The following is a 23319-nucleotide window of genomic DNA, read 5'->3' as shown; positions in this document are numbered from 1 at the left end:
GTTACTCTAACTCTGACTGGTGGTGCATGCCCAGGTTTCCACCAGGTCATGGGCTCGAAGAAGAGTTCTCACGACGAGGAGTTGGTCCCGCATGGCCGCCGAACTGTCCGTGCCCGCCCTGATCGCCCAGCACCGGCCCACCCTCGACCAGGCCCTGGAAGCGATCCGCACCCGCGCGTACTGGTCCCCGCACCCCGAACACCCCAAGGCCTACGGGGAGAACGGCAGCCTGGATGCGGCGGCGGGCAAGGCCGCCTTCGACGCCGTCCTGAACACCCGGCTCGACCTCGGCCAGCCCGGCACCGACGACTGGGTGGGCGGCGAGGTCTCGCCCTACGGCGTCGAGCTGGGCGTCACGTACCCGCACGCGGACGTGGACACCCTGCTGCCCGCGATGGCGGCCGGACAGCGCGCCTGGCGGGACGCGGGCGCGGAGACCCGCGCGGTGGTCTGCGTGGAGATCCTCAAGCGGATCAGCGACCGGACCCACGAGTTCGCGCACGCGGTCATGCACACCTCCGGCCAGGCCTTCATGATGGCGTTCCAGGCGGGCGGCCCGCACGCACAGGACCGCGGCCTGGAGGCGGTGGCGTACGCGTACGCGGAGCAGGTGCGCACACCCGGCACGGCGGAGTGGACCAAGCCCCAGGGCAAGCGCGACCCGCTGGCACTGACCAAAACCTTCACGCCGGTCCCGCGCGGCACGGCGCTGGTCATCGGCTGCAACACCTTCCCCACGTGGAACGGCTACCCGGGCCTGTTCGCCTCCCTCGCCACCGGCAACGCGGTCCTGGTCAAGCCCCACCCGCGCGCGGTGCTGCCGCTCGCGCTGACCGTGGGCGTCGCGCGCGAGGTGCTCGGCGCGGCCGGCTTCGACCCGAACCTGGTGGCCCTGGCCGCCGAGCGGCCCGGCGAGGGCATCGCCAAGACGCTGGCCACCCGCCCCGAGATCAGGATCGTCGACTACACCGGGTCGACCGCCTTCGGCGACTGGCTGGAGGCCAACGCCCGCCAGGCGCAGGTCTACACCGAGAAGGCCGGCGTCAACACGGTGATCGTGGACTCCACCGCGAACTACAAGGGCATGCTCGCCAACCTGGCGTTCTCGCTGTCCCTGTACAGCGGCCAGATGTGCACCACCCCGCAGAACCTGCTGATCCCCCGCGCGGGCATCCGCACCGACGAGGGCCTCAAGAGCTTCGACGAGGTCGTCGCCGACCTGGCCCGCTCGGTCGACGGCCTCCTCGGCGACGACACGCGCGCGAACGCGCTGCTCGGCGCGATCGTCAACCCGGACGTCAAGGCCCGCCTGGAGGCCGCGGCGGGCCTCGGCGAGGTCGCCCTCGCCTCCCGCGAGGTGAGCAACCCGGAGTTCCCGGACGCGATCGTGCGCACCCCGGTCATCGTCAAGCTGGACGGCGCGAAGCCGGACGACGAGGCCGCCTACATGAGCGAGTGCTTCGGCCCGGTCTCCTTCGCCGTCGCGGTCGACTCGGCGGCCGACGCGGTCGCCCTGCTGCGGCGCACGGTGCGCGAGAAGGGCGCGATGACGGTCGGCGCGTACACCACCGACGAGGAGGTCGGGCAGGCGATCCAGGAGGTCTGTCTGGAGGAGTCCGCGCAGCTGTCCCTCAACCTCACCGGCGGGGTGTACGTCAACCAGACGGCCGCGTTCTCCGACTTCCACGGCTCGGGCGGCAACCCGGCGGCCAACGCGGCCCTCACCGACGGCGCGTTCGTCGCGAACCGCTTCCGCGTGGTGGAGGTCCGCCGGGAGGCGTAGGCACAGGCGCTACGCGGGTGCGCCCCCGGTGGCGCTCCAGTGGTACAGCGTCATGGCCACACTGGTCGCGAGGTTGTAGCTGGAGACCTGGGGGCGCATCGGCAGCGCGAGGAGATGGTCGGCACGCGCGCGTAGCCCGGCGGAGAGCCCGCTGCGCTCCGAGCCGAACGCGAGGAGGGCGTCGTCCGGGAGCTTGACGCCCCGGATGTCGTCGCCCTCCGGGTCGAGGGCGAACAGCGGGCCGGGCGGCAGTTCGTCGACCGTCAGCCGCTCCACGGCGGTCGCGAAGTGCAGCCCCGCCCCGCCGCGCACGACGGTCGGATGCCAGGGGTCGAGCGTGCCGGTCGTGACCACCCCGGTCGCCCCGAAGCCCGCCGCGAGCCGGATCACGGCCCCCGCGTTGCCCAGGTTGCGCGGGTCGTCGAGGACGACGACGGGAGTGGCCCGGGGCAGGTGCCCGAGCCGCTCCAGGTTGGCCGCGCGGGAGGGCCGTACGGCCAGCGCGGCGACGCCGGTGGGATGCGGGCGCGGCACCAGGGACGCGTACGTCGCCTCCGGGACCTCCGTCACCAGCCCGTGCAGCGACTCGCGTACGTCGGGGGCGAGTTCGTCGGCGAGGGCGAGCGTCGCCCGCCGGTCGACGGCGACCGCGACCAGGACGTCGGCCCCGAAGCGCACGGCGTGCTTGAGGGCGTGGAAGCCGTCGAGCAGGACGGCGTCGTCGGCGTACCGACGCCACCGGCCGAGCGGATCGAGCGCGTGGAGCCCGTCGAGCCCGTCGGACGGATCGGGCCGCACGGGCCGCTCGGGCTCGGAACCGGCGGTCGCGGGGTCGGTCATGCGGTGAACCCTACGCGGGTCGGCTCGGGCGCCTTCTCGCCCGGCGGCGGCCCCGCCGCGGCCGGGCGCCCGCCGCCGCGGAGCAGCCGTCCACGCGCGCGCGTGGCCCAGCCGCCCAGCCGGTGCAGGAACGGGGTCGGCAGGAAGACGGCGTCCGTCGCGATCATCGCCAGCGAGAAGAACGGCAGTCCGAGGACCACGGCGATCACCGCGTGCTCGGCCATCATCAGGGCCAGCAGAACGTTCTTGAGCCGCCGGTTGAACAGGGTGAACGGGAACGCGACCTGCACGATGACGGTCCCGTAGGTCGCGAGCAGCACCATCGTGCCGCTGGCGGCCAGCAGGTCGGCGAGGGCGGGCCAGGGCGAGAAGTAGTCCAGGTGCAGCGGGTAGTAGACGGCGGTGCCGTCCTGCCAGCGCGAGCCCTGGATCTTGTACCAGCCGGCCGTCGCGTAGATCAGACAGGCCTCGACCATGATCACGACCAGGGCGCCGTTGTGCAGGATGTTGCCGATCACCTCGAACAGGATCCGGGGCTCCGGCGACTTCCCGAGCCGTCCGACGGCCCACCACAGGCCCTGCACGACCCAGGCCGCCCACAGCAGCACGGGAATGGTGGCCTCGCTGTGGAAACGGCCCGCCACGGTCACCGTCACCAGCACGAACCCGGATGCGGCCCACAGCACGGGACCGACCCGGTCCGTTATCCGCTCGCCACGCGCGCGTGCCTCCCGCTCCCGCCGTGCCCGCCGCGCGTCCAGCGACCACACCTGACCGCAGCGCATGAACACCAGGTAGATCGACGTCAGGTGCACGACGTTGTCGCCGCCGTCGCCCATGAAGACGCTGCGGTTCTGCAGCGAGAGCACGCCGACCATGAACAGCACCGACATCGTGCGCGTGCGCCAGCCGAGCAGCAGCGCCACGCCGGCGAGCAGTCCGAGCGCGTAGACGGTCTGGAACCAGGCCTGTCCGTCCGACCACATCAGGGCCGTGAACGCCCCGTTGGTGTCGATCAGCTGCCGGGCCAGCTCCCAGTCCCAGGGGCTGTCGGGGCCGTACAGCTCCTGGCGGTGGGGGAACTCGCGCAGCAGGAACAGCAGCCAAGTAGCGCTGAAGCCGATCCGGACGACGGCGCTCTGGTACGGCGCGAGCGCCGACCCGGTGACACGGGCGATGGCGGCGGACACCGTCAGGGAGAACCGGTTCACCTCGCGCCTCCCTCGGCCTCGCCGGCCTCACCGGTCTCACCGGTGTCACCGGTCGGCACCGACCACCAGGACAGCTCGCGGTACACCGGGCTCATCGACACCTTCTCGGTGCTCCACTTCGGCGGGGTCACATTGGTGGTCTGCGAGCGGATCTGGATCCGCTCGACGACGCCGTCGTCGCCGGCCACGCCGCCCCGCTCCAGCCGCATCACCACGATGTGGCGCAGATACGTCTCGGACAGAGCGCCGCGAAGGCCGACGGCACGGTTCTCGTTGTTGTGCGTGGCGGTGAAGAAGTCCCAGGCACGACGCAGCTCGTTCTGCTGCGTGTGGCTCGGCAGCAGATTGCCGTCGATGGCCCGGCCGTCCTGCGCGGACAGGTCGAACCAGCCGGTGGTCCGCGACCCGCCGTCCACGGTGCGGACCTGTGCGCGGACCTGGACGGCGATGTTCTGCTGCAACGGGTTCGGCGCGAACAGCTTCCAGTTCTGTTCGAACTCCGGGTACACCCAGTCGTCGATCGCCCCGCCGTGCGCCTTGGTGACCGTGTTCTGCGGTGCGACGTGCAGAAACACCATCCCCACATGCACACAGACGGCTACGGCGACGACGGCGAGGGCCAGCGCGGCGCCGATCTGATAGCGCGGGGAGAGCGCGGCCACACCGGTCCGGGGCTCGGTGTGGTGAGGATCGGCCGCGAGGACGGGAGCGGCGGGCTCTGCACGGGGGCCCTCGGGACCATCGGAACCGTCGGCAGCGTCGGCGGCCATGGCGGCGACGACGCCGTCGGCCCGCGAACCGGGTTCGGAGCTCGGGAGCTCCGCCCGGGGCCGGGGAACGACGTCGCCGGCAAGGACGTCCGCCTGGGACGGCGTCTGCGCCGTGGCCTTCGCCCCTGTCTCCGCCCCTGTCTCCGCCCCCGCCGCCGCCTCGCCCGCTACCTCTGTCTCCGCCTCCCCTGACGTGTTGCGCCCCCGTGGAGCGCCAGAGCCTCCGTCGTACGCGTCCATTCCGCCCCGTTCCCCGATCCCGGTCGTCTTCGCGCTGCGTCGCGCAATCGCGAACGGTACTCAGCCTCACCCGTTCGGCGCAGCCCTCCCCCCGCTTCGTCCCGGGACGGGCCGGGGCCCGGGCGGTTGTCCACAGGGACGCCCGCAGGTTATCCACAGCGGTTGACACCTTACGACGGCCGTCCCACCATGGAATCGGACGGACCGAACGATCGGTCGGGAGATGGCTCCGGGAGAGCCGTGGCCGAGGCATCCAGCCGAGGCCCGAGGTCAAGGGGGACCGCATGGCGACAGCAGCCGCGCACCAGACGGCCCGCACACAGGGGCACAGCGCACAGGGCGGCGGTGTCGAAGGCGACGCCGCGTACGAGCGTGACTTCGACGCCACCGTGGCCGCGGACGAGCGCATCGAGCCACGCGACTGGATGCCCGACGCCTACCGCGCGACGCTGGTGCGCCAGATCGCCCAGCACGCCCACTCCGAGATCATCGGCATGCAGCCGGAGGCCAACTGGATCACCCGCGCCCCCTCCCTGCGCCGCAAGGCCATCCTGATGGCGAAGGTCCAGGACGAAGCGGGGCACGGGCTCTACCTGTACAGCGCGGCCGAAACCCTCGGCACCGGCCGCGACGAACTGCTCGACAAGCTCCACACCGGCCGCCAGAAGTACTCCTCGATCTTCAACTACCCCACGCTGACCTGGGCGGACGTCGGCGCGATCGGCTGGCTGGTGGACGGCGCGGCGATCACCAACCAGGTCCCCCTGTGCCGCTGCTCCTACGGCCCGTACGCGCGCGCGATGGTCCGCATCTGCAAGGAGGAGTCCTTCCACCAGCGCCAGGGGTACGAGCTGCTGCTGTCCCTCAGCCGCGGCACCCCGGAGCAGCACGCGATGGCGCAGGACGCGGTGGACCGCTGGTGGTGGCCCTCGCTCATGATGTTCGGCCCGCCCGACGACGAGTCCGCGCACTCCGCGCAGTCGATGGCCTGGAAGATCAAGCGCCACTCGAACGACGAACTGCGCCGGCGCTTCGTCGACATCTGCGTCCCCCAGGCGGAGTCCCTCGGCCTGACGCTCCCCGACCCCGAGCTGAAGTGGAACGAGGAGAGCGGGCACCACGACTTCGGCCCGATCGACTGGACCGAGTTCAAGCAGGTCCTCAAGGGCAACGGCCCCTGCAACGAGGAACGGATAACCCAGCGCAGGCGCGCACACGACGAAGGCTCGTGGGTCCGGGAGGCGGCCGCGGCCTACGCGGACAAACACAGCGGCGAGACAGGAGCGACACGAGCATGACGAACACCGACTGGCCCCTGTGGGAGGTCTTCGTGCGCTCCCGGCGCGGCCTCTCCCACACCCACGCCGGCAGTCTGCACGCGCCGGACGCCGAGTTCGCCCTGCGCAACGCGCGCGACCTGTACACCCGCCGCGGCGAGGGCGTCTCGATCTGGGTCGTGCCGTCCTCTGCGATCACGGCCTCCTCGCCCGACGAGAAGGACCCGTTCTTCGAGCCGTCCGCCGACAAGCCGTACCGGCACCCGACGTTCTACGAGATCCCGGAGGGGGTGAAGCACCTGTGAAGCCGCCCGCGACCACGACGACCACCGCCACCGCCACTGCCACTGCCACTGCCACGACGGCCGTCACGACGGCCGCCCTCGCCCTGGGCGACGACGCCCTCGTGCTCTCCCACCGCCTGGGGGAGTGGATGGGCCACGCGCCCGTGCTGGAGGAGGAGGTCGCCCTCGCCAACATCGCCCTCGATCTGCTGGGCCAGGCCCGGATCCTGCTGTCGATGGCCGGCGACGAGGACGAACTCGCGTACCTGCGCGAGGAACGCGCCTTCCGCAACGTCCAGTTGGTCGAACAGCCCAACGGCGACTTCGCCCACACCATCGCCCGCCAGCTGTACTTCTCCACCTACCAGCACCTCCTGTACGACCGACTGGCGACCGCGGAGGGCCCGTTCACGGGGCTCGCGGCGAAGGCCGTCAAGGAGGTCGCCTACCACCGCGACCACGCCGAGCAGTGGACACTGCGGCTCGGCGACGGCACCGAGGTCAGCCACGAGCGGATGCAGCGGGCCTGCACCGCACTGTGGCGGTTCACCGGAGAGCTGTTCCGCCCGGTGGACGGCCTCGACCTCGACCGGGCCGCCCTGGAGGCAGCCTGGCTGGAATCGGTGGGGCACGTACTGGGGCGGGCCGGCCTGACCGTGCCCGAGGGATCCCGCACCGGGGCCTGGCAGGCCGGCGCGGGCCGTGAGTGCCTGCACACCGAGTCGTTCGGCCGGATGCTCGCCGAGATGCAGCACCTGCACCGCAGCCACCCGGGGGCGTCATGGTGACCGCCACCGCCCTGGAGGCGGAGCTGCTGGAGATCGCCGGCGCGGTCCCCGACCCCGAGCTGCCGGTGCTCACCCTCCAGGAGCTGGGCGTGGTGCGGGCCGTGCGCGTGCTCGGGACACAGGCCGTGGAGGTCGAGCTGACCCCGACGTACACCGGCTGTCCGGCGGTGGAGGCGATGTCCGTGGACATCGAGCGCGCGCTGCACGCGCACGGGATACGCGAGGTGACAGTACGCCGGGTACTGTCCCCCGCCTGGTCGACCGACGACATCACGGACGAAGGACGCCGCAAGCTCCACCGGTTCGGCATCGCCCCGCCCCGGACGGTACGGGACACCGGCCCCGTCGCCCTGGCCCTCGGCCCGACCAGAACCCTCGCCCCGGAACCGGGCCCGACCCGCACCCCCGCCCCGGAACCCGACCCGGTGCGCTGCCCGCACTGCGGCTCCGCCGACACCGAGCTGCTCAGCCGCTTCTCCTCCACCGCCTGCAAGGCGCTGCGGCGCTGCCTGGCCTGCCGTGAACCCTTCGACCACTTCAAGGAGTTGTGATGGCCCGCTTCCACCCGCTCCAGGTGGCCGCGGCGGACCGGCTCACCGACGACTCCGTCGCCCTCACCCTCACGGTCCCCGAAGGACTGCGCGAGGAGTACCGGCACGCGCCCGGACAGCACCTCGCACTGCGCCGCGTGGCCGACGGGACCGAGGTCCGGCGGACGTACTCGATCTGCTCGCCCGCCCCCGACCCGGCCGGAGAGGGACCCCGCACGCTCCGGGTGGGCGTCCGGCTGGTCGACGGCGGAGCCTTCTCGACCTACGCCCTCAAGGAGATCGACGTCGGCGACGAGCTGGAGGTGATGACCCCGGCCGGCCGCTTCACCCTCGACCCCGCGCCCGGGCTGTACGCGGCGATCGTCGGCGGCAGCGGCATCACCCCGGTGCTGTCGATCGTCGCCACGCTGCTGGCCCGCGAGCCCGCCGCCCGGTTCTGCCTCATACGCAGCGACCGGACGGCCGCCTCGACGATGTTCCTGGAGGAGGTCGCCGACCTCAAGGACCGGTATCCCGAGCGGCTGCAGCTGGTCACCGTGCTCTCCCGCGAGGAGCAGCAGGCGGGCCTGCCGTCGGGCCGGCTGGACCGGGAGCGGCTGACCGCTCTGCTGCCCTCGCTGCTCCCGGTGGAGAGGGTGGCGGGCTGGTTCCTGTGCGGCCCCTTCGGGCTGGTGCAGGGCGCGGAGCAGGCACTGCGCGGGCTCGGGGTCGCGCGCTCCCGGATCCACGAGGAGATCTTCCACGTGGACGACGCGCCCGCGCCGGCACGCACCGCGGCCCCCGCCCACAGCACCGTGACCGCCCGGCTCGACGGCCGCGGCGGCAGCTGGCCCGTGCGGGACGGGGAGTCGGTCCTGGAGACGGTGCTGCGCAACCGGCCCGACGCGCCCTACGCCTGCAAGGGCGGGGTCTGCGGGACCTGCCGGGCCTTCCTGGTCTCCGGCGAGGTCCGCATGGACCGCAACTTCGCGCTGGAGCCGGAGGAGACGGACTCCGGATACGTACTGGCCTGCCAGTCGCACCCGCTGACGGAGGCGGTGGAGGTGGACTTCGACCGGTGAGGCGACAGGTTGAGGGTGCATCGGGCGGGCGGTGAGGAGTGACCGCCCGGTTCCCTTCTTCTAGAACCTGTTCTATCTTGACGCTCCGTCAGATCAGCTGACCCGTCGGGAGGACAGGCCGTGGACTTCACCTTCACCGAGGAGCAGCAGGCCGCGGCCGAAGCGGCGCGGGGGGTGTTCGCCGGGGTCGCCCCCGACGGCGTGCCGAGCCCCGCGCTCACCAGAGGCGGCGCCGTGGCCGACGACTTCGACCGGGCGCTGTGGGCCAGGCTCGCCGCCGCGGACCTGCTGAGCCTGCTGCTCGACGAGGAGTTCGGCGGCGCCGGGCTCGACGCGGTCGGGCTCTGTCTGGTGCTGCGCGAATCGGCGAAGGTGCTGGCGCGGGTGCCGTTGCTGGAGAACAGCGCGGCCGCGGCCGCCGTACAGGCGTACGGGAGCCCGGAGTTGAAGTCGGCACTGCTCGCGCGGTCCGGGCGGGGCGAGACCGTCCTGACCGTCGCCGCCAACGGCCGCACCGGCCACGACCCGGCCGAACTCGCCGTGACCGCCCGGCAGGACGGCACCGGCGACGGCGACGGCGACGAGTGGGTGCTGGACGGCGTGCAGACGGCGGTGTCGTGGGCGTACGAGGCCGACTTCGTCGTCGTCCCGGCACGCACCGGGGACGACCGGAGCGTTCTCGCCGTCGTGCCCCGCGAGCACGAGGGAGTCGTGCTCGCCGAGCAGATCTCCACGACCGGCGAACGGCTCGGCGAACTGCGCCTCGAATCGGCGCGCATCGCCGCCCCGAACGTCATCACCGCCGACGGCGCCTGGGAATGGCTGCGCGCCCTGCTCACCACGGGGACCTGCGCGCTCGCGCTCGGTCTGGGCGAGCGCGTGCTGGGCATGACCAGCGACTACGCCGGCAAGCGGGAGCAGTTCGGGCACCCGATCGCCACGTTCCAGGCCGTCGCCGTGCAGGCCGCCGACCGCTACATCGACCTGCGCGCGATGGAGGTCACCCTGTGGCAGGCCGCCTGGCGGATCGCCTCCGGCGCCCCGGGCGCGCTGCCAACCTCCGGTGACGTGGCCGTGGCCAAGATCTGGGCCTCCGAGGGCGTACGGCGGACCGTGCAGACCGCCCAGCATCTGCACGGAGGCTTCGGCGCCGACGTCGACTACCCGCTGCACCGGTACCACGCCTGGGCCAAGCACCTCGAACTGTCGCTGGGCCCGGCCGCCGCGCACGAGGAGGCCCTGGGCGACCTGCTGGCCGCCCATCACCTCGGCTGACCCGCACCGGCACAGGCCGTCGGCAAGACCCCGGGCTCGGGGGCCCGGGCTTACAGCACGAAGCCCGGCTTGCCCTCGGCCGTGACGACCGGGCGGCCCGCGGCCGCCCAGATCTGCATACCGCCGTCGACGTTCACGGCGTCGATGCCCTGCTGCACGAGGTACATCGTGACCTGGGCGGACCGACCGCCGGACCGGCAGATCACATGGACCCGTCCGTCCTGCGGAGCCGCCTCGGTCAGCTCGCCGTAGCGTCCGACGAACTCGCTGATGGGGATGTGCAGGGCCCCTTCGGCGTGACCCGCCTGCCACTCGTCGTCCTCGCGGACGTCCAGCAGGAAGTCGCCGTCCTTGAGGTCCGCGACCTCGACCGTGGGCACACCAGCTCCAAAACTCATGCCCCGACGCTACCCGACAGCACGTACCGGACGACGGGGCCGGCCACCGGGCCGGCCCGCCGGGCCACGGACCGGCCCGCTAACCCACCAGCTCGGCCAGCTCCGCCTCGCGTGCGGCGACGTCGGCGAGAAGCTTGTCGGCGATCTCGTCCAGGAGGTTGTCGGGGTCGTCCTGGGCCATCCGGAGCATCGAGCCGATCGCGCTGTCCTCCAGCTCCCGGGCGACCAGCGCCAGCATCTCCTTGCGCTCGGCGAGCCACTCCAGGCGGGCGTAGAGCTCCTCGCTGGGGCTCGGGGCGCGCTCCGCGGGCACCGGACCGGCCGCCCACTCCTCGGCCAGCTCGCGCAGCAGAACCTCGTCGCCCCGCGCGTAGGCCGCGTTGACGCGGGTGATGAACTCCTCGCGCCGGGCCCGCTCGGCGTTCTCCTGAGCCAGGTCGGGGTGGGCCTTGCGGGCCAGCTCGCGGTACAGCTTGCGGGCCTCCTCGCTGGGCCGCACCCGCTGCGGAGGCTGGACGGTCTGGTCCGTGAGCATCGCGGCGGCCTCCGGGAACAGCCCTTCGCCGTCCATCCAGCCGTGGAACAGCTCCTCGACCCCGGGCATCGGCAGCACCCGGGCCCGCGCCTCGGCGGCCTTGCGCACATCCTCGGGGTCACCGGTGCGGGCGGCCTTGGCCTCGGCGATCTGCGCGTCCAGTTCGTCGAGCCGGGCGTACATCGGACCGAGTTTCTGGTGGTGGAGCCGCGAGAAGTTCTCGACCTCGACGCGGAAGGTCTCCACCGCGATCTCGAACTCGATCAACGCCTGCTCGGCGGCCCGCACGGCCTGCTCCAGCCGCGCCTCGGGCCGGGGCTGCTCAGCTTCGGGGGTCGTCACCCGACCAGCCTAGGCCAACGATCCCCCCGCCACGTCGACCCACCCTCCACAGCAGCCCCGGCCCCTCACCCGATACGCCTCGGATCCCCCCTCAGAGCCGCGTCGGACGCGCCTCGGATTCCGCCTCACACCCCGGTCTCCGCGGCGATCCGTCCCGCCCGTACCGCGGCGACCAGGTCCGTGTGGTCCGCCTCGGTGCGGTCGGCGTAGGCGACGGCGAACGCGGCGATCGCGTCGTCGAGTTCCTCGTTCTTGCCGCAGTAGCCGGCGACGAAGCGGGGGTCGGCGCTGTGGGAGTGGGCGCGGGCCAGCAGCGCGCCCGTCATACGGCCGTAGTCGTCGATCTGGTCGGCCGCGAGCTCCGCCGGGTCGACGCTGCCCTTGCGGTTGCGGAACTGCCGTACCTGGAAGGGGCGTCCGTCGACGGTGGTCCAGCCCAGCAGTATGTCGCTGACGACCTGCATGCGCTTCTGGCCGAGGACCACCCGGCGGCCCTCGTGGTCCACCTCCGGCGCCGCGAAACCGGCGGTCAGCAGATGCGGGACGAGGGCCGAGGCGCGGGCCTCCTTCACCTGGAGGATCAGCGACTCGCCCCGGTGGTCGAGCAGCAGCACCACATACGACCGCGCCCCGACACTGCCCGTGCCGACGATGCGGAAGGCGACGTCGTGCACCGCGTGGCGGGCCAGCAGCGGGAGGCGGTCCTCGGACAGGGTCGTCAGGTACTGCTCCAGGGACGCGGCCACCAGCGCGGCCTCGGCGTCCGGGACCCGGCGCAGCACGGGCGGCGCGTCGACGAAGCGGCGGCCGCCGTTCTCCGTCGGCTCGGTCGACTTCGCCGCGAACCGTCCGCTGGTGTTGGCCCGCGCCTTCTCCGAGACCCGTTCCAGGGTGCCCAGCAGGTCGTGGGCGTCGGTGTGGGAGACCAGCTCCTCGTCGGCGATGGCGTTCCACGCGTCCAGCACCGGAAGTCTGGCCAGCAGCCGCATGGTGCGCCGGTAGGAGCCGGCCGCGCCGTGCGCCGCCCTGCGGCAGGTGTCCTCGTCCGCGCCGGCCTCCCGGCCCGCGAGCACCAGGGAGGCGGCGAGGCGCTTGAGGTCCCACTCCCAGGGGCCGTCGACCGTCTCGTCGAAGTCGTTCAGGTCGATGACCAGTCCGCCTCGGGCGTCGCCGTAGAGGCCGAAGTTGGCCGCGTGGGCGTCGCCGCAGATCTGGGCGCGGATCCCGGTCATGGGCGTGCGGGCCAGGTCGTACCCCATGAGCCCGGCCGAGCCGCGCAGGAACGCGAACGGCGTGGCCGCCATCCGGCCGACCCTTATCGGCGCCAGCTCCGCGATGCGGCCCCGGTTGGACTCCTCGACCACCGTCACCGCGTCCGGCCGCGAGGCGTCCAGTTCGAGCGCGGCGTGCGCCGCACGCGGCACCCGGCCCCGCAGCGCCCTGCCGGCCTCCTTCGGCGCCCCGAGCACAGCCCCCGCACCGGCGGCCCCAGCGCCCGCACCCTCACCCGCGCCGAAGCCCGACCGCTCGCCCGACCGCTCGACGGGCCACTCCGCGAACCCAGGCACCCGGGGAAGCCTGCGCGCTCCACCCGCCTCGGCCCCTGTCCCTGCCACACCGGCCTCGGTCACCACGACCGCCTCCCCCGCACACGTCCGTCCGTCGGCTCGGCGAGCCGATCATCAACTCGTGCCGACCGTACCGCCGCCGAGCGGGCCCCGTCAGACCCTGTGGACGGCATGTTTCACGTGAAACAGGCCCTCGCCCTCACCACACGCACGGCAGCTCCACAGTGATCGCGGTCGGCCCCCCGACCGGACTACTCACGCTCACCGCACCGTCCAACGCGGCGACCCGTCGCCGGATCCCCAGCAGGCCGGACCCTTCACCCTCGTCCGCGCCGCCGAGACCCTCGTCCCGCACCACCGCCCGCAGCCCGTTCCGCAGCCGCACCAGCTCGACGTCGGCCCGCGGTGAACCGCTGTGCTTGGCCACGTTGGTGAGCGCCTCCGCCACCGCGAAATAGGCGGCCGCCTCCACAGCCGCGGGCGCCCGATGCCCACCGGCGGCGCCCCCGTCTTCGAGTCCCTCCACCCGAACCGTCACCTCCAGCCCGCTGCCGGCGGCCAGCGCCCGGACGGCGCCCGTGAGTCCGCGGTCGGTGAGGATCGGCGGATGGATGCCCCGCACGACATGCCGTAGCTCGGTCAGCGCCTGTTCGGCCTGGTCCTGCGCGTCCGCCATGAGGGTGCGCGCGGCGTCCGGGTCACGGTCGAAAGCCCGCTGGGCGAGCCCGATCCGCATGGACAGGGCGACCAGACGGGCCTGGGCGCCATCGTGCAGATCGCGTTCGATGCGGCGCAGTTCGGCGCCGTGCGCGGCGATCGCGTCGGCGCGGGTCTCGGTCAGCGCCCGGACCCGGGCGGCGAGCCGCGCCTTCGGGGACGGCCGGAGCAGGGCCCCCGACCAGCGGGCTTCGAGATCGGCGAGCCGGACGACGAGCGGCAGGACGACCGCGTCCCGGCGCAGCAGCCCGCACCGCACCCCGTCGACGACCAGCGCCGCAGGCCACAGCGGCAGCGCGAGCAGCACCAGCCAGCCGTAGACGTAGTGGGCGACCATCCACCGCAGATCGGCGAGGGTGCCGGGGTCGCGGACGGCCGTCCGGACGCGCTCGCGCAGCGATCCGGTGAGCGGCTCGTACGCCTCGGGGATCTCGCGGCCCGTCCAGCCCGCGACCTGATGGCGCTTGGCCCCGGCGATCCGGCGGATCAGCAGCACCGCCTCGGGCAGCAGCCACGCGCCGACGACGGTGAGCGTGCCGATGGCCGCGATGAGCAGCACGGTGACGAACAGATACGTGCCGAAGGTCATCACCGCGGCGAGGGCCAGCCGGCCCGTCGCCCGTCCCGCCTGCCGGATCATCGTCGTCGGCCGGATCGTTTGCGCCATGCACCCCACGCTAGGTCGCGCCCCGCCCGAACGCGGTGTAGCCCGCTACACCACCGGTCACGGCACCGTTCGCCGCACGCGCCGCCACCGGCCGCGACCCTGAGATGTTCCTCACAAGCTGTGATCAACCATGGCCTGTACTCGCCTGTACTCGGCGACTGTCTGTCAGACCGGAGAAATGTCTGTCAGACCGGAGAAACGCGGAAGCCCCTCAGGTCCGAGGACCTGAGGGGCTTCCGGCTGGTGCGCGAGGGGGGAGTTGAACCCCCACGCCCTTGCGGGCACTGGAACCTGAATCCAGCGCGTCTGCCTATTCCGCCACCCGCGCATTGGGTGTGTCTTCCGGCTTGTTGGCCTTGCGGCCCTGCGCCTTCCGACACGCAGAACATTAGCACGCGGTCCAGGGTGCGTTCACATCCCTTGTTCGGGGGCAGGGAGCAGGTGGGAGGCCTTCGGCAACCTTCTTCGGTCTCGGCGATGACTGGTTCACGTATCAACCTCGTACTAGAGGCGGCCGTCTCCCCAGGAGCCGGACAAGGACCACAGTCAGGTGCGGGACACTGGTCCACGGCCGCCTCTACGATCCTGGGCAGAAGCACATGCGCAAGAGGGCGTCGACATCCGTCGGCGGGGCCGACAGGGGGAACCAGCCGATTCCCCGGCGCGTGGATACGATCAGTAAGCAGTACCAGGTAAGCAGCACGGCACGGGACGGCAGCCACTACGGAGGAGGTGCCCCATGGGAGTCCTGAAGAAATTCGAGCAGCGTCTCGAGGGTCTGGTCAACGGCACCTTCGCCAAGGTCTTCAAGTCCGAGGTCCAGCCCGTGGAGATCGCCGGTGCGCTCCAGCGCGAGTGCGACAACAACGCCACGATCTGGAACCGTGACCGCACGGTCGTCCCCAACGACTTCATCGTGGAGCTGAGCACGCCGGACTTCGAGCGGCTCAGCCCCTACTCCGGCCAGCTCGGCGACGAGCTCGCGGGCATGGTGCGCGACTACGCCAAGCAGCAGCGCTACACCTTCATGGGACCGATCAAGGTCAACCTGGAGAAGGCGGACGACCTCGACACCGGCCTGTACCGGGTGCGCAGCCGTACGCTCGCCTCCACCAGCAGCCAGGCGCCGGAGCAGGCGCCCGCCGCCGGCGGCCGACAGCGGCCCGCCGGACCCGGCGGGCCAGCCGCGCCGCCGCCCATGCCTGCCGGACCGCCGCCCGGCGGCGCCCCCGGCGCCCGTCCCGGCGGCTACGGCTACCCGCCCGCGGCCGGCGGTGGTCTGGCCGGGGCTCCGCAGCCCGGGTCGCGCACCCGCCACTGGATCGAGATCAACGGCACCCGCCACCAGATCTCCCGCGGAACGCTCGTACTGGGCCGCAGCACCGAGGCCGACGTGCGGATCGACGACCCCGGCGTCTCCCGCCGGCACTGCGAGATCCGGACCGGTTCGCCCTCGACGATCCAGGATCTCGGCTCCACCAACGGCATCGTGGTGGACGGGCAGCACACCACCCGCGCTACGCTCCGCGACGGCTCGCGGATCGTCGTGGGCAGCACCACCATCATTTATCGGCAAGCCGAAGGGTGAAGCGGGGGCAATGTCAGAGCTGACCCTCACGGTCATGCGGCTGGGTTTTCTGGCCGTACTGTGGCTGTTCGTGATCGTGGCCGTGCAGGTCATCCGCAGCGACCTGTTCGGTACACGGGTCACCCAGCGCGGTTCGCGCCGGGAGGCCGGGCGCGCGCAGCAGCAGGCGCAGCGCCAGGCGCCCCCGCAGCAGCGCCAGCAGCCCGCCGCCGGCCGCACACGCCGTAACGCACCTACCAAGCTGGTCGTGTCCGAGGGCACCCTGACCGGCACGACCGTCGCGCTCCAGGGCCAGACGATCACGCTGGGCCGGGCGCACGACAGCACGATCGTGCTGGACGACGACTACGCCTCCAGCCGCCATGCCAGGATCTACCCGGACCGCGACGGCCAGTGGATCGTCGAGGACCTGGGCTCCACCAACGGCACGTACCTCGACCGATCGCGGCTGACGACTCCCACACCGATCCCGCTGGGCGCGCCGATCCGTATCGGCAAGACCGTCATCGAGTTGCGGAAGTAGTGCTACATCATGACTGAGCGCGAGCGGAGCGAGCACGCGGCGGCGGCCGACACCCAGGGCCCCGTTGTGCTCCCGACCGGAGGGTGGGCAGTGTGGCTCGACACGACCGGCTGTACCCGGGGCCGACGGGCGAGGTGCGCATGAGTCTGTCACTGCGCTTCGCCGCCGGATCGCACAAGGGCATGATCCGGGAGGGCAACGAGGACTCCGGTTACGCCGGGCCGCGTCTGCTCGCCATCGCGGACGGCATGGGCGGCGCCGCCGCCGGTGAGGTCGCCTCGTCCGAGGCCATCTCCACCATCGTCGCCCTCGACGACGACGTCCCCGGCTCCGACGTCCTCACCTCGCTCGGCACCGCCGTGCAGCGCGCCAACGACCAACTGCGCGCCCTGGTCGAGGAGGACCCCCAGCTCGAAGGCATGGGCACCACGCTCACCGCCCTGCTGTGGACCGGCCAGCGCCTCGGCCTCGTGCACGTCGGCGACTCGCGCGCGTACCTGCTGCGCGACGGCGTCCTGACCCAGATCACCCAGGACCACACCTGGGTGCAGCGCCTCGTCGACGAGGGCCGCATCACCGAGGAAGAGGCCACCACCCACCCGCAGCGCTCCCTGCTGATGCGCGCGCTGGGCAGCGGCGAGCACGTCGAGCCCGACCTCTCCATCCGTGAAGTCCGCGCCGGCGACCGCTACCTGATCTGCTCCGACGGTCTGTCCGGGGTCGTGTCCCACCAGACGCTGGAAGACACCCTCGCCAGCTACCAGGGCCCCCAGGAGACCGTGCAGGAGCTGATCCAGCTCGCGCTGCGCGGCGGCGGCCCCGACAACATCACCGTGATCGTGGCGGACGTCCTCGACCTGGACACCGGCGACACCCTCGCCGGGCAGCTGTCCGACGTCCCGGTCGTGGTCGGCGCGGTCGCCGAGAACCAGCTCCAGCTGCACGACAACGGCATCATGCAGACCCCGGCCGGCCGGGCCTCGGGCCTCGGCCGCCGGCAGCAGGGGCAGGGCGGGGGCGGCGAGTTCGGGCCGCCCGGCTCCGGCGGCGACGTCACCGGCTTCATCGCCACAGACGGCTTCGGCGACTACACCGACGACGACTTCGTCAAGCCGCGCGGCGGCCGCAAGTGGCTGAAGAGATCCTTCTACAGCGTGCTCACGCTCGCCGTCATCGGCGGCGGCCTGTACGGCGGCTGGCGCTGGACGCAGACGCAGTACTACGTCGGCACCAAGGGCGAGCACGTCGCGCTGTACCGGGGCATCAGCCAGGACCTGGCCTGGGTGTCCCTGTCGAAGGTCGAGAAGGACCACCCCGAGATCGAACTCAAGTACCTCCCGGAGTACCAGCAGAAGCTGGTCGAGGCGACGATCGCCGAGGGCAGCCTGTCGACTGCCCAGAAGAAGATCGACGAGCTGGCCGTCCAGGCCTCCGCCTGCAAGAAGCAGGAGGGCACCGGGACAGCGAGCACGACCGGCTCCACGACCGGCCAGAAGACCGGCGAGGGCGAGGCAGGCGACAGCACGGGAACCACGCCCGCGTCTCTCACGTCCAAGGCATCGCCGAGCCCCTCGGCATCCGCGTCCCCGTCCGTACCCGCGACCGCCACTCCCACCCCCGGCCCCAGCCTTTCGGAGGAAGAGCAGAAGGTCGTCTCGCGGTGCGGTGAGCAGTAGGCAAGCCGTGAGAGGCCCCGTCACACGATGAGCAGTACTACCAACTCGCCGACGCATCACACGTCCACGATCGGCTCGATCGGTACGCCGAGCCGGCGCAACACCGAGCTCGCGCTGCTGGTGTTCGCCGTCGCCATCCCGGTCTTCGCCTACGCCAACGCGGGCCTGGCCCTCAAGGAGTCGGTGCCGTCCGGCCTCCTGAAGTACGGGCTGGGCCTCGGGCTGCTGGCCGGCGTCGCCCATGTCGTCGTCCGCAAGTTCGCGCCGTACGCGGACCCGCTGCTGCTGCCGCTGGCCACCCTGCTGAACGGGCTCGGACTGGTCGCCATCTGGCGGCTGGACCAGTCGAAGTTTCTGCAGAACGCCGAGCAGGCCGGCACGGCCGCGCCACGGCAGCTGCTGTACACGGCGATGGGCATCGCCCTGTTCATCGCGGTGCTGATCTTCCTCAAGGACCACCGCGTCCTGCAGCGCTACACCTACATCTCCATGGTCGGCGCGATCTTCCTGCTGCTGCTCCCGCTGGTGCCGGGCCTCGGCCAGAACATCTACGGCGCCAAGATCTGGATCTCGGTCGCCGGCTTCTCCATCCAGCCAGGTGAGTTCGCCAAAATCGTGCTGGCGATCTTCTTCGCCGGCTTTCTGATGGTGAAGCGCGACGCGCTGGCACTGGCCAGCCGCCGGGTGCTCGGTCTGTATCTGCCGCGCGGCCGCGACCTCGGCCCGATCATCGTCGTCTGGTTCATCTCGATCCTGATCCTGGTCTTCGAGACGGACCTCGGCACCTCGCTGCTGTTCTTCGGAATGTTCGTCATCATGCTGTACGTCGCCACCGAGCGGACCAGCTGGATCGTCTTCGGTCTGCTGATGTCCGCCGTCGGCGCGGTCGGCGTGGCCCAGTTCGAGAGCCACGTCCAGCAGCGTGTCCAGGCCTGGCTCGACCCGATGGGCGAGTACAAGCTCTCCCAGGACGGCGTCATCGGCCACTCCGAGCAGGCCATGCAGGCCCTGTGGGCGTTCGGCTCCGGCGGCACCCTCGGCACCGGCTGGGGCCAGGGCCACTCCGAGCTGATCAAGTTCGCCGCCAACTCCGACTTCATCCTCGCCACCTTCGGCGAGGAACTGGGCCTGGCCGGCGTCATGGCGCTGCTGCTGCTGTACGGGCTGATCGCCGAGCGCGGTGTGCGCACCGCCCTCGCCGCCCGCGACCCGTTCGGCAAGCTCCTCGCCATCGGCCTCTCCGGTGCCTTCTCGCTCCAGGTCTTCGTGGTCGCCGGCGGTGTCATGGGCCTCATCCCGCTCACCGGTATGACGATGCCCTTCCTGGCGTACGGCGGTTCCTCCGTCATCGCCAACTGGGCGTTGATCGGCATCCTGATCAGAATCAGCGACACCGCGCGCCGCCCGGCGCCCGCGCCCGCCTCCAACCCCGACGCCGAGATGACCCAGGTGGTCCGCCCGTCATGAACAAGCCCCTGCGCCGGATCGCGATCTTCTGCGGCCTCCTGATCCTCACCCTGCTGCTGCGGGACAACTACCTGCAGTACGTCATGGCGGACAGCCTCGCCAGCGACACCAAGAACCGCCGCGTCAACATCACGCGCTACTCGACGCCGCGCGGCGACATCATCGTCGGCGACGAGGCCATCACCGGTTCGGTGGAGACCACCGGCGACTACAAGTACAAGCGCACCTGGACCAACGGCGCGATGTGGGCGCCGGTCACCGGCTTCTCCTCGCAGGCCTTCGGCGCCAACCAGCTGGAGAAGCTGGAGGACGGCATCCTCAGCGGCAACGACGACCGGCTCTTCTTCCGCAACACCCTGGACATGATCACGGGCAAGGACAAGGAGGGCGGCAGCGTCGTCACCACCCTCAACGCCGCCGCGCAGAAGGCCGCCTACGAGGGCCTGGGCAGCAAGAAGGGCGCGGTCGCCGCGATCGAGCCGGCCACCGGCAGGATCCTGGCGCTGGTCTCCACGCCGTCGTACGACCCGTCGAAGTTCGCCGGATCCTCCGACGCGGACGCCGAGGCCTGGAACGCGGTCCAGAAGAAGAACAACGCCGACGACCCGATGCTCAACCGCGCGCTGCGCGAGACCTACCCGCCGGGTTCCACGTTCAAGGTCGTCACGGCCGCAGCGGCGCTGGAGAACGGCGAGGTCTCCGACATCGACGAGAAGACCGACACCCCGGATCCGTACAAGCTGCCGGAGTCGTCCAGCAAGCTCACCAACGAGCACGGCGACTGCAAGAACGCCACCCTGCGCTACGCGCTCATGGTGTCCTGCAACACCGTCTTCGCGAAGATGGCCGACAACGTCGGCAACGAGAAGATGATCGAGCAGGCGGAGAAGTTCGGCTTCAACGAGGCGGAGCTGGACACCCCGGTGCGCGCCGCGGAGAGCGTCTACCCCAAGGACAACCGGCCGCAGAACGCCCAGGACGGCATCGGCCAGGCCTCCAACCGCGCCACCCCGCTCCAGATGGCCATGGTCGCCGCGGCGGTCGCCAACGACGGCAAGCTGATGAAGCCGTACATGGTCGACCAGCTGAAGGCCGCCAACCTGGACACCATCGAGACGACCGAGCCGCAGCAGCTGTCGCAGGCCGTCTCGTCCAAGACCGCGCAGGCCCTCCAGGAGATGATGAAGACGGTCGTCGAGGACGCGCAGGGCACCGGCGGCAAGGCCAAGATCAAGGGCGTCACCGTCGGCGGCAAGACCGGTACCGCACAGCACGGCCTCAACAACAGTGAGAAGCCGTACGCCTGGTTCATCTCGTACGCGCAGCTGTCCGACGACAGCGCGCCGGTGGCTGTCGCCGTCGTCGTCGAGGACGGCGCGGCCAACCGCGGCGACATCACCGGCGGCGGTCTCGCCGGTCCGATCGCAAGGGACGTGATGAAGGCAGTCATCGACAGCAAGAAGTGACCCCCATCACGTCGCCTACACATCGGTGCACGTTGCGATACCGGTCCTGTATCGGGTGACGGGCTTGGCCAGGTCACACACCGCCGTCCGGGTACCGTAAGCCCGGACGACAGCCTCCGACCGCACACGTGTGCCGGTCGGGACCGACGGAGAGGGCTGGTAGGTAGCTATGGAAGAGCCGCGTCGCCTCGGCGGCCGGTACGAGCTGGGTCACGTGCTCGGCCGTGGTGGCATGGCGGAGGTCTATTTCGCGCATGACACCCGCCTCGGCCGCGCCGTGGCGGTGAAGACGCTGCGCGTGGACCTCGCGCGCGACCCTTCCTTCCAGGCCCGGTTCCGCCGGGAGGCCCAGTCTGCCGCCTCGCTCAACCACCCCGCGATCGTCGCGGTCTACGACACGGGCGAGGACTACATCGACGGGGTCTCGATCCCGTACATCGTCATGGAGTACGTCGAGGGCTCCACGCTCCGTGAGCTGCTCCACTCCGGCCGCAAGCTGCTGCCGGAGCGGACGCTGGAGATGACCATCGGCATCCTCCAGGCCCTGGAGTACTCGCACAGAGCCGGCATCGTCCACCGCGACATCAAGCCGGCGAACGTCATGCTGACGCGCAACGGCCAGGTCAAGGTCATGGACTTCGGCATCGCCCGCGCCATGGGCGACTCCGGCATGACGATGACGCAGACGTCGGCCGTGATCGGCACCGCTCAGTACCTCTCGCCCGAACAGGCGAAGGGCGAGCAGGTCGACGCGCGCTCCGACCTGTACTCCACGGGCTGTCTGCTCTACGAACTGCTGACGGTACGGCCGCCGTTCGTCGGGGACTCCCCGGTCGCGGTGGCCTACCAGCACGTACGGGAGGAACCGCAGCCCCCGAGCGTCTTCGACCCCGAGATCACCCCCGAGATGGACGCCATCGTCCTGAAGGCGCTGGTCAAGGACCCCAACTACCGCTACCAGTCGGCCGACGAGATGCGCCTCGACATCGAGGCCTGCCTCGACGGTCAGCCGGTCGCGGCCACGGCGGCGATGGGCTCGGTCGGCTACGCCGGCTACGGCGGTTTCGGGGACGACCAGGCGACCACGGCCATGCGCTCCGCGGACGCCGGCGCCACCTCGATGCTGCCGCCCATGAACCCGGACGACGGCGGCTTCGGCTACGACGACCGTCCCGACCGGCGGCGCCAGAACCAGAAGAAGTCCAACGCCTCGACGATCCTGCTGGTCGTGGCCGCGGCGCTGGTGCTGGTGGGCGCGATCCTGATCGGCAAGTGGGTCTTCGACGGCGACGCCGCCGCGGACCAGGCTTTCGCGGTCCCGAACTTCGTGAACAAGTCGCAGGCCGAGGCCAAGACCATGGCCGAGAACGTCGACCTGAACGCGGTCTTCACCGAGAAGGCCTGCGAGAACTCCGCCAAGGGCAACATCTGCTCGCAGGACCCGACGTTCGGAAAGACCGTCAACAAGGGCGACACCGTCAACCTCGTGGTGTCGACGGGCGCGCCGAAGGTGGCGGTGCCGAACGTGATCGACAAGGACGTCGAGACCGCGACGAAACAGCTTGAGGACAAGGGCTTCCAGGTCGAGACAAAGCAGACGACGTCCTCGCAGGACGCAGGTACCGTCCTCAGCCAGGACCCTGACCCGGCCACGGAGTTGGAGAAGGGCTCCACAGTCACCCTCGAGATCGCCAAGGCCGAGGAGAAGGCCACCGTGCCGGACGTCTCCGGCAAGAGCTGTGACGACGCCAAGGCGCAGATGGCGCAGAACGACCTGAAGGGCACCTGTGTCGAGGTCGACACCCAGGACCAGAACGCGGTCGGCAAGACCATCCAGACCGTCCCGTCGATCGGCTCCCAGGCCGACAAGGGCTCCACGGTCCAGATCCAGATCGGCAAGAGCAACCAGACCCAGGTTCCGTCGAACCTCCAGGGCCTGAGCCTGAAGGACGCCAAGCAGGCGCTGCAGAACGCGGGTCTGAACGTCGGCAACATCACCGGCTCACAGGACGACAACGCCCAGGTCATCAGCTCGAACCCGGCACCCGGCAGCACGGTCAACCGGGGCCAGACGGTCGACCTGATCGCCATAGGGAACGGCGGCAACAACGGCGGCAACGGCGACAACGACGGCAACCCGTTCGACTGACGCCGAAGAACGCAGGACACCGCAGAACGCAGAACAACGCAGAAGTGCAGGGGCCCCGCCGGTCGTGACCGGCGGGGCTCCCGCCCTCACCACCGTCCGTCAGCCGCTCGCCGAGATGGCGGCGACGGCCCTCCGGCTGCTGG

The 23319-nt window shown here is 71.2% G+C and carries 20 protein-coding genes and 1 tRNA gene; 13 read left to right on the top strand and 8 right to left on the bottom strand.

Annotated features, from left to right (window positions below; genetic code table 11):
• Positions 1-91 precede the first annotated feature (91 nt).
• Positions 92-1783, top strand: coding sequence for a phenylacetic acid degradation protein PaaN (gene paaN / locus ACWCPF_RS26570; RefSeq protein ID WP_451047604.1), 1692 nt, complete (start codon positions 92-94; stop codon positions 1781-1783).
• A gap of 9 nt (positions 1784-1792) precedes the next feature.
• Here paaN and ACWCPF_RS26565 read toward each other — a convergent pair whose 3' ends face one another.
• The 3 genes from ACWCPF_RS26565 to ACWCPF_RS26555 are packed head-to-tail and all read right to left on the bottom strand — an operon-like array spanning position 1793 to position 4844.
• Complete coding sequence (locus ACWCPF_RS26565) at positions 1793-2623, bottom strand: TrmH family RNA methyltransferase (protein ID WP_451047603.1); 831 nt, start codon at positions 2621-2623, stop codon at positions 1793-1795.
• On the bottom strand, positions 2620-3834 hold the full coding sequence (locus tag ACWCPF_RS26560) for an HTTM domain-containing protein (RefSeq protein WP_451047602.1): 1215 nt from the start codon (positions 3832-3834) through the stop codon (positions 2620-2622). The genes ACWCPF_RS26565 and ACWCPF_RS26560 overlap by 4 nt, the downstream gene beginning before the upstream one ends.
• Positions 3831-4844, bottom strand: coding sequence for a DUF5819 family protein (locus ACWCPF_RS26555; RefSeq protein WP_451047601.1), 1014 nt, complete (start codon positions 4842-4844; stop codon positions 3831-3833). The genes ACWCPF_RS26560 and ACWCPF_RS26555 overlap by 4 nt, the downstream gene beginning before the upstream one ends.
• 284 nt (positions 4845-5128) lie before the next feature.
• Here ACWCPF_RS26555 and paaA point away from each other — a divergent pair, with 284 nt between their 5' ends.
• From paaA to ACWCPF_RS26525, 6 genes are all read left to right on the top strand, one after another.
• Positions 5129-6142 carry a 1,2-phenylacetyl-CoA epoxidase subunit PaaA gene (paaA, locus tag ACWCPF_RS26550; RefSeq protein ID WP_451047600.1) on the top strand — a complete coding sequence of 338 codons (1014 nt, stop codon included), beginning with the start codon at positions 5129-5131 and terminating at the stop codon, positions 6140-6142.
• Positions 6139-6426 (top strand): 1,2-phenylacetyl-CoA epoxidase subunit PaaB, encoded by a 288-nt coding sequence (paaB, locus tag ACWCPF_RS26545; RefSeq protein ID WP_054242083.1) that lies wholly within the window; start codon positions 6139-6141, stop codon positions 6424-6426. The genes paaA and paaB overlap by 4 nt, the downstream gene beginning before the upstream one ends.
• On the top strand, positions 6423-7193 hold the full coding sequence (gene paaC, locus ACWCPF_RS26540; RefSeq protein ID WP_451047599.1) for a 1,2-phenylacetyl-CoA epoxidase subunit PaaC: 771 nt from the start codon (positions 6423-6425) through the stop codon (positions 7191-7193). The genes paaB and paaC overlap by 4 nt, the downstream gene beginning before the upstream one ends.
• A complete protein-coding gene (gene paaD / locus ACWCPF_RS26535) occupies positions 7187-7744 on the top strand; it encodes a 1,2-phenylacetyl-CoA epoxidase subunit PaaD (protein ID WP_451047598.1) in 558 nt (185 codons plus the stop codon). Before paaC ends, paaD begins: the two co-directional genes overlap by 7 nt.
• Complete coding sequence (locus tag ACWCPF_RS26530; RefSeq protein ID WP_451047597.1) at positions 7744-8805, top strand: 2Fe-2S iron-sulfur cluster-binding protein; 1062 nt, start codon at positions 7744-7746, stop codon at positions 8803-8805. The genes paaD and ACWCPF_RS26530 overlap by 1 nt, the downstream gene beginning before the upstream one ends.
• Before the next feature lie 120 nt (positions 8806-8925).
• Positions 8926-10080 (top strand): acyl-CoA dehydrogenase family protein, encoded by a 1155-nt coding sequence (locus ACWCPF_RS26525; RefSeq protein WP_451047596.1) that lies wholly within the window; start codon positions 8926-8928, stop codon positions 10078-10080.
• Positions 10081-10130: 50 nt separating this feature from the next.
• On the opposite strand, the gene ACWCPF_RS26520 is transcribed toward ACWCPF_RS26525, so the two are convergent.
• From ACWCPF_RS26520 to ACWCPF_RS26500, 5 genes are all read right to left on the bottom strand, one after another.
• On the bottom strand, positions 10131-10460 hold the full coding sequence (locus ACWCPF_RS26520; protein WP_451047717.1) for a rhodanese-like domain-containing protein: 330 nt from the start codon (positions 10458-10460) through the stop codon (positions 10131-10133).
• Between the two features lie 97 nt (positions 10461-10557).
• Positions 10558-11355 carry a J domain-containing protein gene (locus tag ACWCPF_RS26515; RefSeq protein WP_451047595.1) on the bottom strand — a complete coding sequence of 266 codons (798 nt, stop codon included), beginning with the start codon at positions 11353-11355 and terminating at the stop codon, positions 10558-10560.
• 125 nt (positions 11356-11480) lie between these two features.
• Positions 11481-12989 carry a DUF2252 domain-containing protein gene (locus ACWCPF_RS26510; RefSeq protein WP_451047594.1) on the bottom strand — a complete coding sequence of 503 codons (1509 nt, stop codon included), beginning with the start codon at positions 12987-12989 and terminating at the stop codon, positions 11481-11483.
• Between the two features lie 133 nt (positions 12990-13122).
• The gene (locus ACWCPF_RS26505) at positions 13123-14307 is read right to left on the bottom strand and encodes a histidine kinase (protein WP_451047593.1); all 1185 of its coding nucleotides are present in this window, start codon (positions 14305-14307) and stop codon (positions 13123-13125) included.
• 241 nt (positions 14308-14548) lie between these two features.
• A tRNA-Leu gene (locus ACWCPF_RS26500) sits at positions 14549-14635 on the bottom strand.
• A 411-nt stretch (positions 14636-15046) separates the two neighbouring features.
• Between ACWCPF_RS26500 and ACWCPF_RS26495 the strand changes: the two genes are divergently transcribed.
• The 6 genes from ACWCPF_RS26495 (at position 15047) to pknB (ending at position 23176) form a co-directional block, all read left to right on the top strand.
• Positions 15047-15895 carry an FhaA domain-containing protein gene (locus ACWCPF_RS26495; RefSeq protein ID WP_451047592.1) on the top strand — a complete coding sequence of 283 codons (849 nt, stop codon included), beginning with the start codon at positions 15047-15049 and terminating at the stop codon, positions 15893-15895.
• A 10-nt stretch (positions 15896-15905) separates the two neighbouring features.
• Entirely contained in the window at positions 15906-16418 is a 513-nt protein-coding gene (locus ACWCPF_RS26490) for an FHA domain-containing protein FhaB/FipA (RefSeq protein WP_451047591.1), read from the top strand.
• A gap of 92 nt (positions 16419-16510) precedes the next feature.
• A complete protein-coding gene (locus ACWCPF_RS26485) occupies positions 16511-18094 on the top strand; it encodes a Stp1/IreP family PP2C-type Ser/Thr phosphatase (protein WP_451047590.1) in 1584 nt (527 codons plus the stop codon).
• A gap of 27 nt (positions 18095-18121) precedes the next feature.
• A complete protein-coding gene (locus tag ACWCPF_RS26480) occupies positions 18122-19561 on the top strand; it encodes an FtsW/RodA/SpoVE family cell cycle protein (RefSeq protein ID WP_451047589.1) in 1440 nt (479 codons plus the stop codon).
• On the top strand, positions 19558-21027 hold the full coding sequence (locus tag ACWCPF_RS26475) for a penicillin-binding transpeptidase domain-containing protein (RefSeq protein ID WP_451047588.1): 1470 nt from the start codon (positions 19558-19560) through the stop codon (positions 21025-21027). Before ACWCPF_RS26480 ends, ACWCPF_RS26475 begins: the two co-directional genes overlap by 4 nt.
• A gap of 169 nt (positions 21028-21196) precedes the next feature.
• Positions 21197-23176: a Stk1 family PASTA domain-containing Ser/Thr kinase gene (gene pknB, locus ACWCPF_RS26470; protein ID WP_451047587.1), complete on the top strand. Its 1980-nt coding sequence runs from the start codon at positions 21197-21199 to the stop codon at positions 23174-23176.
• Positions 23177-23319: the final 143 nt, after the last annotated feature.

The organism is Streptomyces sp. NPDC001858, assembly GCF_053594615.1.
Note: the sequence above shows the minus strand (reverse complement) of the source record. Positions and strands in the feature narration are given on the sequence as shown.